Source organism: Micromonospora sicca (genome assembly GCF_003172935.1).
In the GTDB taxonomy this organism is placed as follows: Bacteria; Actinomycetota; Actinomycetes; order Mycobacteriales; family Micromonosporaceae; genus Micromonospora; species Micromonospora sicca.
This window is the reverse complement of record NZ_QGKS01000122.1, coordinates 14,306-29,088: the sequence shown is the minus strand read 5'-3', so window position 1 is coordinate 29,088 and position 14,783 is coordinate 14,306. Positions and strand designations below refer to the sequence as shown.

Annotated in this window: 15 protein-coding genes; 9 read left to right on the top strand and 6 right to left on the bottom strand. The window is 71.2% G+C overall.

What is annotated here, in order from left to right; translation table 11 throughout:
• Positions 1-7 precede the first annotated feature (7 nt).
• The 4 genes from DKT69_RS05675 to DKT69_RS05660 all read right to left on the bottom strand — a co-directional run bounded on the left by DKT69_RS05675 (position 8) and on the right by DKT69_RS05660 (position 4,110).
• Positions 8-1,381, bottom strand: a complete 1,374-nt coding sequence (locus DKT69_RS05675) for an NAD(P)/FAD-dependent oxidoreductase (protein WP_201749506.1) — start codon at positions 1,379-1,381, stop codon at positions 8-10.
• Positions 1,381-2,118, bottom strand: a complete 738-nt coding sequence (locus DKT69_RS05670; RefSeq protein ID WP_109800527.1) for a pyridoxamine 5'-phosphate oxidase family protein — start codon at positions 2,116-2,118, stop codon at positions 1,381-1,383. The genes DKT69_RS05675 and DKT69_RS05670 overlap by 1 nt, the downstream gene beginning before the upstream one ends.
• Positions 2,103-3,449, bottom strand: coding sequence for an aspartate aminotransferase family protein (locus tag DKT69_RS05665; RefSeq protein WP_109800526.1), 1,347 nt, complete (start codon positions 3,447-3,449; stop codon positions 2,103-2,105). Before DKT69_RS05665 ends, DKT69_RS05670 begins: the two co-directional genes overlap by 16 nt.
• A 148-nt stretch (positions 3,450-3,597) precedes the next feature.
• The gene (locus tag DKT69_RS05660) at positions 3,598-4,110 is read right to left on the bottom strand and encodes an Lrp/AsnC family transcriptional regulator (protein ID WP_109800525.1); all 513 of its coding nucleotides are present in this window, start codon (positions 4,108-4,110) and stop codon (positions 3,598-3,600) included.
• 207 nt (positions 4,111-4,317) lie between these two features.
• On the opposite strand from DKT69_RS05660, the gene DKT69_RS05655 reads away from it, so the two are divergent.
• Genes DKT69_RS05655 through DKT69_RS05615 form a run of 9 tightly spaced genes read left to right on the top strand, consistent with a single transcriptional unit; the run spans position 4,318 to position 12,743 of the window.
• Positions 4,318-5,502: a polyamine ABC transporter substrate-binding protein gene (locus tag DKT69_RS05655; protein WP_109800524.1), complete on the top strand. Its 1,185-nt coding sequence runs from the start codon at positions 4,318-4,320 to the stop codon at positions 5,500-5,502.
• Positions 5,503-5,507: 5 nt separating this feature from the next.
• On the top strand, positions 5,508-6,662 hold the full coding sequence (locus DKT69_RS05650; protein ID WP_109800523.1) for an ABC transporter ATP-binding protein: 1,155 nt from the start codon (positions 5,508-5,510) through the stop codon (positions 6,660-6,662).
• Entirely contained in the window at positions 6,659-7,570 is a 912-nt protein-coding gene (locus tag DKT69_RS05645) for an ABC transporter permease (RefSeq protein WP_109800522.1), read from the top strand. Before DKT69_RS05650 ends, DKT69_RS05645 begins: the two co-directional genes overlap by 4 nt.
• The gene (locus tag DKT69_RS05640) at positions 7,567-8,364 is read left to right on the top strand and encodes an ABC transporter permease (protein WP_236647346.1); all 798 of its coding nucleotides are present in this window, start codon (positions 7,567-7,569) and stop codon (positions 8,362-8,364) included. The genes DKT69_RS05645 and DKT69_RS05640 overlap by 4 nt, the downstream gene beginning before the upstream one ends.
• Complete coding sequence (locus DKT69_RS05635; RefSeq protein ID WP_109800521.1) at positions 8,361-9,782, top strand: NAD(P)/FAD-dependent oxidoreductase; 1,422 nt, start codon at positions 8,361-8,363, stop codon at positions 9,780-9,782. Before DKT69_RS05640 ends, DKT69_RS05635 begins: the two co-directional genes overlap by 4 nt.
• The gene (locus DKT69_RS05630; RefSeq protein ID WP_109800520.1) at positions 9,782-10,984 is read left to right on the top strand and encodes a saccharopine dehydrogenase family protein; all 1,203 of its coding nucleotides are present in this window, start codon (positions 9,782-9,784) and stop codon (positions 10,982-10,984) included. Before DKT69_RS05635 ends, DKT69_RS05630 begins: the two co-directional genes overlap by 1 nt.
• Positions 10,981-11,994 carry an agmatinase gene (speB, locus tag DKT69_RS05625; protein ID WP_109800519.1) on the top strand — a complete coding sequence of 338 codons (1,014 nt, stop codon included), beginning with the start codon at positions 10,981-10,983 and terminating at the stop codon, positions 11,992-11,994. The genes DKT69_RS05630 and speB overlap by 4 nt, the downstream gene beginning before the upstream one ends.
• A gap of 46 nt (positions 11,995-12,040) precedes the next feature.
• Positions 12,041-12,481, top strand: a complete 441-nt coding sequence (locus DKT69_RS05620; RefSeq protein ID WP_438361806.1) for a type II toxin-antitoxin system RelE/ParE family toxin — start codon at positions 12,041-12,043, stop codon at positions 12,479-12,481.
• Positions 12,432-12,743, top strand: a complete 312-nt coding sequence (locus tag DKT69_RS05615; protein WP_109800518.1) for a helix-turn-helix domain-containing protein — start codon at positions 12,432-12,434, stop codon at positions 12,741-12,743. Before DKT69_RS05620 ends, DKT69_RS05615 begins: the two co-directional genes overlap by 50 nt.
• Positions 12,744-12,826: 83 nt before the next feature.
• Here the strand turns inward: DKT69_RS05615 and DKT69_RS05610 are convergent, their stop codons facing one another.
• A complete protein-coding gene (locus DKT69_RS05610) occupies positions 12,827-13,258 on the bottom strand; it encodes a DUF779 domain-containing protein (RefSeq protein WP_236647345.1) in 432 nt (143 codons plus the stop codon).
• Positions 13,258-14,763, bottom strand: a complete 1,506-nt coding sequence (gene adh / locus DKT69_RS05605) for an aldehyde dehydrogenase (protein ID WP_109800517.1) — start codon at positions 14,761-14,763, stop codon at positions 13,258-13,260. The genes DKT69_RS05610 and adh overlap by 1 nt, the downstream gene beginning before the upstream one ends.
• Positions 14,764-14,783: the final 20 nt, after the last annotated feature.

Genomic DNA, 14,783 nt, shown 5'->3' with positions numbered 1-14,783 from the left:
GAGTGGGTCAGTGGCCGAGGAGGCGGGAGAAGGCGGCGGCGCGGCGGGCGGGCCGGTTGGTGCGCTGTTCGGCCTCGTCGGCGGAGAACATCAGCCGGAGGCCGGCGTTGACGGCCAGCCAGCGCAGGGGCTCGGGTTCCCACCTCGGGGAGCGGTGGTTGACCCACGGCAGGGCCGTGAGCTCGGTCCGCTGCCCCCGGATCAGGTCAGCCAGGGTACGACCCGCGAGGTTGCTGGTGCCGACACCGTCGCCGACGTACCCGCCGGCCCAGGCCAGCCCGGACGCCCGGTCCAGGCCCACCGAGGCGGCCCAGTCCCGGGCCACGCCGAGCGGCCCGCCCCAGGTGTGGCTGACCGGCACCTCGCCGAGCACCGGGAAGAGCTCGCCGAGCACCCGACGCAGGGCGGCGAAGACCCGCGGCTCCCGGTCGTAGCCGGGGGCGGTGCGGGACCCGAAGTGGTACGGGGCGCCCCGCCCGCCGAAGGCCAGTCGACCGTCGGCGGTGCGCTGGCCGTAGATGATGACGTGCCGGTAGTCGGAGAAGGTCTCCCGGTCGGCCAGCCCGATTTCCGCCCACGTCGAAGCCCGCAGCGGCTCGGTGGCGACCATCAGCGAGTAGACCGGCGCGACGGTCCGGCGCTGCCCCGGCAGGGCGGGCGTGAAGCCCTCGGTGGCCCGGACCACCACCGGCGCCCGGACCACCCCGGCGGGGGTCACCGCCGCCCCGGGCCGGATCGCCGTCACCGGCGTCCGCTCGTAGATGGTCACCCCGCGGCCTTCGACCGCCCGGGCCAGCCCCCGGACCAGCCGGGCCGGATGCACGGCGGCGCAGTGCGGGGTGTACGTCCCACCGAGCACCCCGTCGGCGGCGCAGCGCGCGGCGGCCTGGTCGGCGTCGAGGAGCACCAGGTCCTCGTCGGAGAGGCCGTACTCCCGGGCCTCCTCCACCGCGGCCCGGGCGCGGCCGAGTTGGGCGCCGGAGCGGGCCAGCACCACCGTCCCGCCGGGCCGCCAGTCGCAGTCGATGCCCTCGGCGGCGACCACCCGGCCGACCTCGCGGACGGTCTCCTGCATGGCCCGCTGCATGGCCAGAGCCCGGTCCCGCCCGTGCCGCCGGGCCAGCGCGGGCAGCGAGGTGGGGAAGAGCGCGGAGCACCAGCCGCCGTTGCGGCCGGAGGCGCCGTACCCGGCGATCTCGGACTCCAGCACGGTGATCCGCAGCGTCGGGTCGGCCGCCGCCAGGTAGTACGCCGTCCACAGCCCGGTGTAGCCGGCTCCGACGATCACCACGTCCGCGTCGGCGTCGCCGGGCAGCGCGGGGCGCGGGGTCAGCGGCTCGTCCACGCTGGACAGCCAGTACGACAGCTCCTGGTAGCGCATCACCACTCCGGTGGGGGCAGGTCGTGGCGCAGCCGCGGATCGGGCTGCGGAATGCCGTACGCCTCGACGACCGGCACCACGCCGGCCCAGACCGGGCGGTCGAGGTCGTCCTCGGGGTCGTCGGGCGGGCCCGCGCTGACCTTCACCGAGCACTCGTCCAGCGGCAACGCGAGCACCAGGGTGGCGGCCAGTTCCTTCGCCGAGGGTGGCCGGATCACCGCCCACCGGCCGGGCAGCAGCTGCGCGGAGAGGCGTTCCAGCGCGGCCAGCTTCTCCACGCCGTCCAGCGCGGTCAGCGCGCCGAGCACCATCGCGCAGCGGTAGTTCATCGAGGACTCGAAGGCGCTGCGGGCCAGCACCAGGCCGTCGAGCAGGGTGACGGTCAGGCAGGCCGGGGCCCCGGCGGCCAGGTGCCGGAAGAGCCGGCTGCCGGTGGAGCCGTGCACCAGCACCCGGTCACCGTCGCGGGCGTACGCCACCGGCAGCGCGTACGGCTGGTCGCCGTCGACGATGGCCAGGTGCCCGACCCGGCCGGCGTCGAGCACGGCGTGCAGCACGGCGCGGTCGTGGACCGCGAGGTCGGGCAGCCGCCGGACCCGGGTGCGGGGTGTGCCACCGACGGCCCCGGGGCCGTCGGCCCGCTCTTCGACCGGGTGCGCGACGGTGCGGGGCCGGTCCCCGGTGTCCCGGGAGCCGGCCCCGCCCGAGCCTGGTCCGCCGGTCAGAGCCGGGCCCATGCCTCGGTCAGCACGGCCCGCAGGATCTGCTCGATCTCGTCGAACTGCTGCTGCTCGGCGATCAGCGGCGGGGCGAGCTGCACCACCGGGTCGCCCCGGTCGTCGGCGCGGCAGTAGAGGCCGGCCTGGAACAGCGCGGTGGAGAGGAAGCCGCGCAGCAGCCGCTCCGACTCGGCCTCGTCGAAGGTCGCCCTGGTCGCCTTGTCCTTCACCAGTTCGATGCCGTAGAAGTAGCCGTCGCCCCGGACGTCGCCGACGATCGGCAGGTCGTTCAGCTTCTCGAGGGTGGACCGGAAGGCGTCCTCGTTGGCCCGGACGTGCCCGACCAGGTCCTCGCGGGCGAAGACCTCCAGGTTGGCCAGGGCCACCGCGCAGGAGACCGGGTGGCCGCCGAAGGTCACGCCGTGGGCGAACATGCCGGTCTCGGTGAGGAACGGCTCCATCAGCCGCTCGCTGGCGATCATCGCGCCGAGCGGGGCGTAGCCGGAGGTGAGGCCCTTGGCGGTGGTGATGATGTCCGGCTGGTAGCCGTACCGGGTGGCGCCGAAGTACTCACCCAGCCGGCCCCAGGAGCAGATCACCTCGTCACTCACGAGCAGCACGTCGTACGCGTCGCAGATCTCGCGGACCCGCTCGAAGTAGCCGGGCGGGGGCGGGAAGCAGCCGCCGGAGTTCTGCACCGGCTCCAGGAAGACCGCGGCGACGGTGTCCGGCCCCTCCCGCTCGATGGCCCGGCCGATCTCCTCGGCGGCCCAGCGGCCGAACGCCTCGGGGGAGTCGCCGTGCTCGGGGGCGCGGTAGAAGTTGGTGTTCGGCACCTTGATGCCGCCGGGCACCAGCGGCTCGAAGTCGCTCTTGATGCCGGGCAGGCCGGTGATCGACAGCGCGCCCATCGAGGTGCCGTGGTACGCGATGTAGCGGCTGACCACCTTGTGCTTGTTCGGCTGGCCGGTGCGCTTGAAGTAGGCCCGGGCCAGCTTCCACGCCGCCTCGACGGCCTCCGAGCCGCCGGTGGTGAAGAAGATCCGGTTCAGGTCGCCGGGGGCGAGCGAGGCGATCTTCTCGGCCAGTTCGATGGCCTTCGGGTGGGCGTACGACCAGAGCGGGAAGTAGGCCAGCTCGCCGGCCTGCTTGGCGGCCGCCTCGGCCAGTTCGGTGCGGCCGTGGCCGGCGTTGACGACGAAGAGACCGGCGAGTCCGTCCAGGTAGCGACGGCCTCGGGAGTCCCAGACGTACGCGCCCTCGCCGCGCACGATGGTCGGCACCTCGCCGTCGGAGTAGCTGGCCATCCGGGTGAAGTGCATCCAGAGGTGGTCGGTGGCGTTGGCCATGTCAGCCCCATCGGGTCTCGGGCCGGTCAGGGGTGACACCGGCCGCTCTGCCCACGGTTATCGCACAACGGGTGCTGATAACGCAAGTGCCGACGGCTTGACGCAACGGATTCAATGAGAAGCGTTGAGGAGGGCAACGGAATCCGTATCAGGCCGTGCCCCAGCTGTAGGTCTGCTTGCGCAGCTTGAGGTAGACGAACGCCTCGGTCGCCAGCACGCCCTCGACGGCGCGCAGCTTCTGCAGGATCTCCAGCAGGTGGGCGTCGTTGCGGCAGACCACCTCGGCCAGCAGGTCGAACGACCCGGCCGTGATGACCACGTAGTCGATCTCCTCGAACCCGGCGAGCCGGTCGGCGACGGCCTCCAGGTCGCCGTCGGTGCGCAGCCCGATCATCGCCTGCCGGGGGAAGCCGAGCTGGAGCGGATCGGTCACCGCGACGATCTGCATGACGCCGGCGTCGAGCAGTCGCTGCACCCGCTGGCGGACCGCCGCCTCGGACAGGCCGACCGCCTTGCCGATGGTCGCGTACGGGCGGCGGCCGTCCTCCTGGAGCTGCTCGATGATCTGCTTCGCCACATCGTCCAGCAGAGCGTGACTGGCGCCGTCGCGTACGGTGACGCGACGCGAGCCGTTGCCAGTCTCCAGGTGCCGGTTGTTCATCGCCGCTCCCATGTCCGATTGCTTGGGGCTGAGCGTAGTGCCCCGCCGCAGTCTGGCGTATTTCGTCGCCCATTGCTATTCCCGCAACGGAATCCCTTGTAAGGAAGGTCACTGCATGTCAGGATCAGTCGTCCATCGCCACTGACCCTCCCGCCGGCGCGCCACCCCCGTCCCGCCGCCGACGATGACCCCCCTAGGAGTCGTCACATGCGTAGTCCCCTCCGGCCCCTTACCCGGCGTGGTCTGCTCACCGGCACCCTCGGCTCGGCGGCGCTGCTGGCCACCGCCGGCGCGTTGACCGGCTGCGGCACGAAGGGTGCCCAGCAGACCGAGGCCGGTTGCAAGAGCGATGACCTCTCCGCCACGGAGAAGAAGCTGGCCTTCTCGAACTGGCCGCAGTACATGGACGTCGACGAGAAGGACGAGTCGAAGCGGCCCACGCTCGACGCCTTCATCGCCAAGTCCGGCATCCAGGTGACCTACACCGAGGACGTCAACGACAACAACGAGTTCTTCGGCAAGGTGCAGAACCAGCTCGCTGGCTGCCAGACCACCGGACGGGACATCATGGTCCTCACCGACTGGATGGCAGCCCGGATGATCCGGCTCGGCTGGATCCAGAAGCTGGACAAGGCCAAGATGCCCAACGTCGAGGCCAACCTGCTGCCCTCGCTGCGCAACCGCTCCTTCGACCCCGACAGCGAGCTCGCCATCCCGTGGCAGTCCGGCCTCGCCGGTCTCGCCTACAACGCCAAGGTGGCGAAGGAGATCCGCACCGTCGACGAGCTGCTCACCCGCCCCGACCTCAAGGGCAAGGTGACCGCGCTCTCCGAGATGCGGGACACCATGGGCCTGCTGCTCCAGTCCAACGGTCACGACCCGGCGAACTTCACCGCCGCGCAGTTCGACGACGCGCTGAACAAGCTCAAGAAGGCCGTGGAGTCCAAGCAGATCCGCAAGTTCACCGGCAACGACTACGCCCCGGACCTGGCCAAGGGCGACATCGCCGCCTGCATCGGCTGGTCCGGCGACGTGATCCAGCTCGGCTTCGAGGACGAGAAGATCAAGTTCGTGGTGCCCGACTCCGGCGTGATGCTCTGGTCGGACAACATGCTCGTGCCGAACAAGGCCACCCACCGGGCCAACGCCGAAGAGCTGATGAACTACTACTACGACCCGGCGGTGGCCGCGAAGCTGGCCGCGTACGTGAACTACATCTGCCCGGTCAAGGGCGCGCAGGCCGAGATGGAGAAGATCGACCCGGACCTGGCCGCCAACCCGCTGATCTTCCCGGATGAGGCGATGCTGTCGAAGTCCAAGGTCTTCATGGCCCTGGACGAGAAGCAGGAGAAGGAGTACGAGGCCAAGTTCCAGCAGGTCATCGGGGCGTGAGGACGATGGGACACGAGGCACCGGCCGGCGACCTGCGGCTGGCCAACCTGACCAAGCGGTTCGGCATCTTCACCGCGGTCGACGACCTCAGCCTGACCATCCCGCAGGGCTCGTTCTTCGCCCTGCTCGGCGCGTCCGGCTGCGGCAAGACCACCACGCTGCGGATGATCGCCGGGCTGGAGGAGCCGACCAGCGGGCAGGTGCTGCTCGGCGACCGGGACATCGCCCGGCTGCGGCCGTACAAGCGACCGGTGAACACCGTGTTCCAGAGCTACGCCCTCTTCCCGCACCTGGACATCAACGAGAACGTGGCCTTCGGGCTGCGCCGGCGGGGCATCCGCAAGGTCGCCGACCAGGTCGACCGGATGCTCGCGCTGGTGCAGCTCGAGGGGTACGGCCGCCGCCGCCCCGCCCAGCTCTCCGGCGGGCAGCAGCAGCGGGTCGCGCTGGCCCGCGCCCTCATCAACCACCCGCAGGTGCTGCTGCTGGACGAGCCGCTCGGCGCGCTCGACCTCAAGCTGCGCCGGCAGATGCAGATCGAGCTGAAGCGGATCCAGACCGAGGTCGGCATCACCTTCGTGCACGTCACCCACGACCAGGAGGAGGCCATGACCATGGCCGACACCGTCGCGGTGATGAACGCCGGAAAGATCGAGCAGCTCGGCGCCCCCGCCGACATCTACGAGTTCCCGGCGACCGCGTTCGTGGCGAACTTCCTCGGCCAGTCCAACCTGCTCGCCGGCGAGGCGGGCGGGACGAGCGGCGACCACGTGCTGGTCTCCGCGCACGGCGGGCGCTTCTCGGTGCCCGCCGCGCGGGCCCGCCTCGACCGGGGACCGGTCTTCCTCGGGGTACGCCCCGAGAAGCTGCACCTGGTCGGGACCGCCGCCGAGGTGCCGGCCGGCCACCAGCACGTCGGCGGCGTGGTGACCGACGCCTCCTACGTCGGCGTCAGCACCCAGTACCTGGTGAAGACCGCCTGGGGCAGCGAGCTGTCGGCGTTCTCCGCGAACAGCGGCGTCGGCGGGCAGCTCCCGGTCGGCGCCCCCGTGGTGGCGCACTGGGACCCGCGGCACGCCTTCCTGCTCCGCCGGGAGCCGGGCGAGGACGACCGCACCACCCCGCTGCTCGACGAGCCGCCGGTGAGCGTGCTGTCATGACCGCGCTCGCCCACGTACCCACCTCGTCGGGGCAGCCGGCGGCGCCGCCGGCTGCCCGGCGCGGGCGGTACCGGCTGCTGCCGTACCTGCTGCTGCTGCCGGGCGCGGCCTGGCTGCTGATCTTCTTCGCCCTGCCGCTGCTCCAGCTCGCCGCGGCCAGCCTCTACGACCCCAGCGGCTCGCTCTCCACCGGGTACGCGCTGACCTGGGCGGTCGGCAACTACCCGGACGCCTTGCAGGCGTACTGGCCGCAGTTCGTCCGGTCGTTCGCCTACTCGGCGATCGCGCTGGTGCTGGCCCTGCTGATGGGCTACCCGCTGGCGTACGCCATCGCGCAGAAGGCCGGCCGCTGGAAGAACCTGCTGCTGGTCTGCGTGGTCGCGCCGATGTTCACCAGCTTCCTGGTCCGCACCCTGGCCTGGAAGACCATCCTGTCCGACAACGGCGCGCTGGTCGGGCTGCTCCGGGACGTGCACCTGCTCGGCCCGGACGGGCGGCTGCTGGCCACCCCGATCGCGGTGGTGCTCGGCCTGACGTACAACTTCCTGCCGTTCCTGGTGTTGCCGCTGTACGCGAGCCTGGAGCGGCTGGACTACCGGTTGCTGGAGGCGGCGAGCGACCTCTACGCCAGCCCGCTGCGGGCGTTCCGCAAGGTGACCCTGCCCCTGTCGATGCCCGGCCTGATCGCCGGCACGCTGCTCTTCTTCATCCCGGCCACCGGTGACTACATCAACGCGGAACTGCTCGGCACCCCGAACGAGTACATGATCGGCAACCTCATCGACTCGGCGTTCCTGGTCCGGCTCGACTACCCGCAGGGCGCGGCGCTGTCGTTCCTGCTGATGGCGGCGATCCTCGCGGTGGTCTTCGTCTACCTGCGCAAGGCCGGCACGGAGGAGGTGCTGTGAGAATCTCCCGTTGGTTGGCCGACCGCTGGGTGATGGGGGTCGCCCTGCTGGTCCTCGGCTACCTCTCGCTGCCGATCGTCGTGGTGGCCGGCCTGTCGTTCAACCGCCCGTCCAGCCGGCTGTCGTACGACTTCAACGAGTTCACCCTGGACAACTGGACCCACCCCTGCGCCACCTCCGACATGTGCGACTCGGTGGTGCGCAGCGTGCAGATCGGCTTCATCGCCACCCTGGTCTCCACGGTGCTCGGCACGCTGATGGCGTTCGCGCTGGTCCGGCACCGGTTCCGGGGCCGCTCCGGGATCAACCTGCTGATCTTCCTGCCGATGGCCACCCCCGAGCTGGTGATGGGCACCTCGCTGCTCGCCCTCTTCGTCGCCGCCGGGGTGCCGCAGGGCTTCTGGACGATCGTCATCGCGCACGTGATGTTCTGCGTGTCGTTCGTGGTGGTGACCGTGAAGGCGCGGCTGGCCGGCATGGACAGCCGGCTGGAGGAGGCCGCCATGGACCTCTACGCCAGCGAGTGGCAGACCTTCCGGCGGATCACCCTGCCGCTGGTGCTCCCCGGCATCGTGGCCGCCGCGCTGCTCGCCTTCTCGCTCAGCTTCGACGACTTCATCATCACGAACTTCAACGCGGGCACCACCGTCACCTTCCCGATGTACGTCTGGGGTGCCGCGCAGCGCGGCATCCCGCCGCAGGTGAACGTCATCGGCACAGCGATGTTCGTGATCGCGCTGCTGCTGGTCGGAGTCAGCTCGCTGCGCGGCCGGCGGGCGAAGCGCCGGTCATGAACCTCCCGCATACCGGCCGGGCGTTGGCCGACGCGGCGCCCGTGCCGTACTGGCTCGACCGTCCGGAACGCCCCGACCCGCTGCCGCCGCTCACCGGTACGCACACCGCCGACCTGCTGATCGTCGGCGGCGGGTACGCCGGGCTCTGGACCGCCCTGCTCGCCAAGCGGGCCGACCCGGGCCGCGACGTGCTCCTGGTCGATGCCGGAACCTGCGGCTGGGCGGCGTCCGGGCGCAACGGCGGATTCTGCGCCGCCTCGCTCACCCACGGGCTGGCCAACGGCGTCGACCGCTTCCCCGGCGAGATCGACGAGCTGGAACGGCTCGGCCGGGAGAACCTGGACGGCATCGCTGCCGCGGTCGCCGAGCACGGCATCGACTGCGAGTTCGAACGCACCGGTGAGCTGGCGGTGGCCGTCGAGCCGTACCAGCTCGCCGGGCTCGCCTCCGACGCCGAGCTGGCCCGCCGGTACGGCCACGACGTCCGCCTGCTCGACCGCGACGAGGTACGCGCCGAGGTGGACTCGCCGACGTACCTCGGTGGGATGTGGGACCGGGACCGGGTGGCCATGCTCGACCCGGCGAAGCTGGCCTGGGGGCTGCGCCGGGCCTGCCTCGACCTCGGTGTGCGGATCCACGAGCACACCCGGGTCACCGGCCTGCGCCGCGACGGCGGGGCGCTGCGGCTCGCGACCGCCGGCGGTGCCGACGCCGCCCCGGGCAGCGTCCGCGCCCGGCAGGTCGCGCTCGCCACCAACGCGTTCCCGCCGCTGCTGCGCCGGCTGCGGGCCTGGCTGGTCCCGGTGTACGACTACGCGCTGATGACCGAGCCGCTCACGCCCGGGCAGCGGAAGGCGATCGGCTGGACCAACCGGCAGGGGCTCGCCGACACCGGCAACCAGTTCCACTACTACCGGATCACCGCCGACGGCCGGATCCTCTTCGGCGGGTACGACGCGGTCTACCACTACGGCAACCGGATCGCGCCCGAGCTGGAACAGCGAACGGTCACCTTCACCGCCCTCGCCGAGCACTTCTTCACCACCTTCCCGCAGCTCTCCGACGTGCGGTTCAGCCACCGCTGGGGCGGGGTCATCGACACCTGCACCCGGTTCTGCCCGTTCTTCGGCACCGCCTACCAGGGCCGGCTGGCGTACACCGCCGGGTTCACCGGGCTCGGCGTCGGGGCGACCCGGTTCGGCGCCCGGGTGATGCTCGACCTGCTCGGCGGCGAGGAGACCCCGCTGACCCGGCTCGACCTGGTGCGCAGCAAACCACTGCCGTTCCCGCCGGAGCCGTTCCGGGCCACCGGCATCAATCTCACCCGCTGGTCGCTGGCCCGCGCCGACGCGCGCGAGGGGCGGCGCAACCTCTGGCTCCGTACGCTCGATCGTCTTGGTTTGGGGTTCGATTCCTGATGCGCATCCTGCTCGTCGGCGCCGGCGGCGTCGGCTCCGCCGCCGTCGCCATCGCCGCCCGCCGCTCCTTCTTCGAGACCATGGTGGTCGCCGACTACGACCTGGGCCGTGCGTCCCGGGCGATCGCCGAGCACGACGGCCGCTTCGTCGCCGCCCACGTCGACGCCGCCTCGGCGGACGCGGTCGCCGCGCTCTGCCGGGAGCACCGGATCACCCACGTGCTCAACGCGGTCGACCCGCGCTTCGTCATGCCGATCTTCGACGGCGCGTTCGCCGCCGGCGCCGACTACCTCGACATGGCGATGTCCCTGTCCCACCCGCACCCGACCCGCCCCCACGCCGAGACCGGGGTGAAGCTCGGCGACGAGCAGTTCGCGGCCTCCTCGGCCTGGTCCGAGGCCGGGCGGCTCGCGCTCTGCGGCATCGGCATCGAGCCGGGACTGTCGGACGTCTTCGCCCGCTACGCCGCCGACGAGCTGTTCAGCGAGATCGACGAGATCGGGGTCCGCGACGGCGCCAACCTCACCGTCGACGGGTACGACTTCGCGCCGTCGTTCTCCATCTGGACCACCATCGAGGAGTGCCTCAACCCGCCGGTCATCTGGGAGGCCGACCGGGGCTGGTACACCACCCCGCCGTTCAGCGAGCCGGAGGTCTTCGACTTCCCGGCGGGGATCGGTCCCGTCGAGTGCGTCAACGTGGAACACGAGGAGGTGCTGCTCGTCCCGCGGTGGGTCAAGGCGAAGCGGGTCACCTTCAAGTACGGCCTCGGCGACGAGTTCATCGAGGTGCTGAAGACCCTGCACAAGCTGGGCCTGGACTCGACCCGCCCGGTGTCGGTGCGGGGCGCCCAGGTCTCCCCGCGGGACGTCGTCGCCGCCTGCCTGCCCGACCCCGCCACCCTCGGCGACCGGATGCGCGGCAAGACCTGCGCCGGGACGTACGTCACCGGCACCGGGGTCGACGGCCGGCCCCGGAAGGTCTACCTCTACCACGTCGTCGACAACGAGTGGTCGATGAAGGAGTACGGCCACCAGGCGGTGGTCTGGCAGACCGCCGTCAACCCGGTCGTCGCCCTGGAACTGCTCGCCACCGGCGCCTGGTCCGGCGCCGGCGTGCTCGGCCCGGAGGCGCTGCCGCCGGTACCCTTCCTGGACCTGCTGACCGGCTACGGTTCGCCGTGGGGGATGGAGGAGCGGTGACCCGTTACGGCCCGATGTTCGGCCCCGACATCACCTTCCTCGGCGTGCCGCCCTGCACTCTTTCCGAGCCTGTCACCTATGTGGACGCGGACGTCGTCATCCTCGGCGCGCCCTTCGACGGGGGCACCTCGCACCGGCCCGGCACCCGGTTCGGCCCGTCCGCCATCCGCCAGGCCTGCTACCTGCCGCACGACGGCTCCCGCCCGTCCCTGGCGTTCCGCGTCGACGCCCTGAAGGACCTCCGGGTGTACGACGCCGGTGACGTCGAGATGTTCTCCGGCGACATCGAGCGGTCCCTGTCGGCCCTGGAAGAGGCCGTTCATGCGGTGGCCCGGGCCGGTGCCATCCCGATCGTGCTCGGCGGCGACCACTCCATCGCCCTGCCCGACGCCACCGGGGTGGCCCGGCAGCACGGGCTCGGCCGGGTGTCGCTGGTGCACTTCGACGCGCACGCCGACACCGGGGACATCGAGTTCGGCTCGCTGCACGGGCACGGCCAGCCGATGCGCCGGCTCATCGAGTCCGGCGCGGTGCGCGGCGACCGCTTCCTCCAGATCGGGCTGCGCGGCTACTGGCCCGGCCCGGAGACGCTGTCCTGGATGGCCGAGCAGCGGATGCGCTCGTACGAGATGACCGAGGTGGTCGCCCGGGGGCTCGACGAGTGCCTGTCGGAGGCCTTCGCGATCGCCACCGACGAGTGCGAGGGCGTCTTCCTCTCCGTCGACGTGGACGTGGTCGACCCCGGCATGGCCCCCGGCACCGGCACCCCCGAGCCCGGCGGCCTGACCTCCCGCCAGCTCCTCGACGCGGTCCGCCGGGTCTGCTACGAACTGCCGGTGGTCGGCGTCGACGTGGTCGAGGTGGCCCCGCCGTACGACCACGCCGACATCACCGCCTACCTCGGCAACCGCGTGGTCCTGGAGGCCCTGTCGGCGATCGCCCGCCGCCGCCGCGACGCCGCCGGCGGCCCACCCTGGAACCCCACCCAGCCCCTCCTCGACGCCCGCTGACCCCCGTTCGCTCGCCGGGTTGTTTAGCTCGGGCTATAGTTGTGCCATGGGTGCTGCCACCGGGGGACGCTGGTCGTTCGGATCACCAAAGAGGTCCGCCAATGGCTTCGGGATCTTCGACGAGAAGATCCGGAGACCTACGAGAGTGTCAGGGTGGCCGTGGACATGCTGGCCGAGATCGGGCCGGGTCTGGGGCGACCTCTCGTGGACACACTCCCCCGGGAGCAGCATCGGCAACCTCAAGGAGCTTCGGCCGAGATCGGGACGAGACGTGGCGATCCGCCTGCTCTTCGTCTTCGATCCCTGGTCACAGGCCGTTCTCCTGGTGGCGGGCAACAAGGCGCGCAGCTGGACGCGGTGGTACGAGGACAACATCCCGCTGGCGGAGGTTGCCTACAAGGCCTGGCTCGACAATGAGCGTGAGCGAAGGGGGAGTCGTGACCGAGTTCTACGACTGGGACGACGTGCGTCAGGAGCTTGGCGGTGACGACGCGTCCTACGAGCGCGAGCGGGCCCGGACCGAAGCGTGGGTGAGCGCCTTCCACCTCGCGGAGGAGCGCAAGCGGCTGGGGCTCACGCAGCGGCAGGTCGCCGATCTCATGGGGGTCACACCCGGACGGGTCAGCCAGATCGAGAACGGCGACCTCGACGTCAACGAGGTAGCAACGCTGAGCCGGTACGCCACCGCCCTCGGTGCCCGGCTGCGGATCATCTTCGACTACGGCAACGACCTTCGCCAGATCGCCTGAGGGGCGACGACGTCCTCGCGTTCCGGGTGTGGTTGGTCGGCGAGGACGTCGTCGATACGGCGCTCGGCGGGGAGCTGACCGGGTCAGGGGGCGAGGTGGGAGCGGATCAGGAATCTCACGCCGTCGGGGGCCTCCAGGGAGAAGCCGCTGCCTCGGCCGGGGACCACGTCGACGGTGAGCCTGGTGTGCTTCCAGAGGTCCCACTGGGACTTCGACATCCAGAACTCGACCGGCTCGGGGACGCCGTCCACGGCGAGCGCCGCGAGGAGGATGTCCGAGCCGCCGGTGCGGAACTCGCCGGCCGGGTAGCACATCGGGGCGCTGCCGTCGCAGCAGCCGCCGGACTGGTGGAACATCAGCGGCCCGTGCCGTCCCCGCAGTGACCGGATCAGTTCGGCCGCCGCGGGCGTGACCGTCACGGGCGGCGGCGCCGCGGCACCCGGCGAACCGGGCACCGCAGCCCCGTCGGACACGGCACTCAGTGGCACCGCGGTCCCGTCGGAGACGGCGTCCATCAGAAGAAGCCGAGCTTCTTGGTGGAGTAGCTGACCAGCAGGTTCTTGGTCTGCTGGTAGTGCTCCAGCATCATCTTGTGGTTCTCCCGGCCGATGCCGGACTGCTTGTACCCGCCGAACGCGGCGTGCGCCGGGTAGGCGTGGTAGCAGTTGGTCCAGACCCGCCCGGCCTGGATGGCCCGGCCGGCCCGGTACGCGGTGTTCATGTCCCGGGTCCACACGCCCGCCCCGAGGCCGTACAGCGTGTCGTTGGCGATCTTCACCGCGTCGTCGAGGTCGGCGAAGGAGGTCACCGAGACGACCGGGCCGAAGATCTCCTCCTGGAAGATCCGCATCGAGTTGTCGCCCTCGAAGACGGTCGGCTCGACGTAGTACCCGCCGGACAGCTCGCCGCCAAGGTCCGCCCGTGAACCGCCGGTGAGCACCCGGGCGCCCTCCTGCCGGCCGATGTCCAGGTAGGACAGGATCTTCTCCAGCTGGTCGTTGGAGGCCTGCGCGCCGATCATCGTGTCGGTGTCCAGCGGGTGGCCCTGCTTGACCGCCTTGGTCCGGTCCACCGCCGCCGCCAGGAAGTCCGAGTAGTGGCCCTGCTGGATCAGCGCCCGGGACGGGCAGGTGCAGACCTCACCCTGGTTGAGGGCGAACATGGTGAAGCCCTCGAGCGCCTTGTCCAAGAACTCGTCGGAGCGAGCACTGACGTCGTCGAAGAAGATGTTCGGGCTCTTGCCGCCCAGTTCCAGGGTGACCGGTTTGATGTTCTCGCTGGCGTACTGCATGATCAGCCGCCCGGTGGTGGTCTCGCCGGTGAACGCGACCTTCGCCACCCGCGGTGAGGAAGCCAGCGGCTTGCCCGCCTCCACGCCGAAGCCGTTGACGATGTTCACCACGCCCGGCGGCAGCAGGTCGGCGACCAGCGAGAGCCAGTAGTGGATCGACGCCGGGGTCTGCTCGGCGGGCTTGAGCACCACCGCGTTGCCGGCGGCCAGCGCCGGGGCGAGCTTCCAGGTGGCCATCAGGATCGGGAAGTTCCACGGGATGATCTGCCCGACCACGCCGAGCGGCTCGTGGAAGTGGTACGCCACGGTGTCGTCGTCGATCTCGCCGAGGCTGCCCTCCTGGGCCCGGATCGCCCCGGCGAAGTAGCGGAAGTGGTCGATGGCCAGGGGGATGTCGGCGGCCAGGGTCTCGCGTACCGGCTTGCCGTTCTCCCAGGTCTCGGCGACGGCGAGGGACTCCAGGTTGTCCTGCATCCGGTCGGCGATCTTGTTGAGGATCAGGGCGCGTTCGGCGACCGAGGTGCGCCCCCAGGCGTCGGCGGCGCCGTGCGCGGCGTCGAGGGCCTTCTCGACGTCGTCGGCGGTGCCGCGGGCGACCTCACAGAAGGTCTGGCCGGTGACCGGGGTGGGGTTCTCGAAGTACTGGCCGCCGTGCGGCTTGACGTACTCGCCGCCGATGAAGTGGTCGTAGCGGGACTGCCAGTGGGTGGGAGCGTCGTAGCGCGCCATGGGTACCTCCGCCGTCCGTC

Coding starts and splice junctions, on each gene's coding strand:
- DKT69_RS05675 (WP_201749506.1), bottom strand. CDS start 1,381: ATGCGCTACCAGGAGCTGTCGTACTGGCTGTCCAGCGTGGACGAGCCG.
- DKT69_RS05670 (WP_109800527.1), bottom strand. CDS start 2,118: ATGGGCCCGGCTCTGACCGGCGGACCAGGCTCGGGCGGGGCCGGCTCC.
- DKT69_RS05665 (WP_109800526.1), bottom strand. CDS start 3,449: ATGGCCAACGCCACCGACCACCTCTGGATGCACTTCACCCGGATGGCC.
- DKT69_RS05660 (WP_109800525.1), bottom strand. CDS start 4,110: ATGAACAACCGGCACCTGGAGACTGGCAACGGCTCGCGTCGCGTCACC.
- DKT69_RS05655 (WP_109800524.1), top strand. CDS start 4,318: ATGCGTAGTCCCCTCCGGCCCCTTACCCGGCGTGGTCTGCTCACCGGC.
- DKT69_RS05650 (WP_109800523.1), top strand. CDS start 5,508: ATGGGACACGAGGCACCGGCCGGCGACCTGCGGCTGGCCAACCTGACC.
- DKT69_RS05645 (WP_109800522.1), top strand. CDS start 6,659: ATGACCGCGCTCGCCCACGTACCCACCTCGTCGGGGCAGCCGGCGGCG.
- DKT69_RS05635 (WP_109800521.1), top strand. CDS start 8,361: ATGAACCTCCCGCATACCGGCCGGGCGTTGGCCGACGCGGCGCCCGTG.
- DKT69_RS05630 (WP_109800520.1), top strand. CDS start 9,782: ATGCGCATCCTGCTCGTCGGCGCCGGCGGCGTCGGCTCCGCCGCCGTC.
- DKT69_RS05620 (WP_438361806.1), top strand. CDS start 12,041: ATGGGTGCTGCCACCGGGGGACGCTGGTCGTTCGGATCACCAAAGAGG.
- DKT69_RS05610 (WP_236647345.1), bottom strand. CDS start 13,258: ATGGACGCCGTCTCCGACGGGACCGCGGTGCCACTGAGTGCCGTGTCC.
- adh (WP_109800517.1), bottom strand. CDS start 14,763: ATGGCGCGCTACGACGCTCCCACCCACTGGCAGTCCCGCTACGACCAC.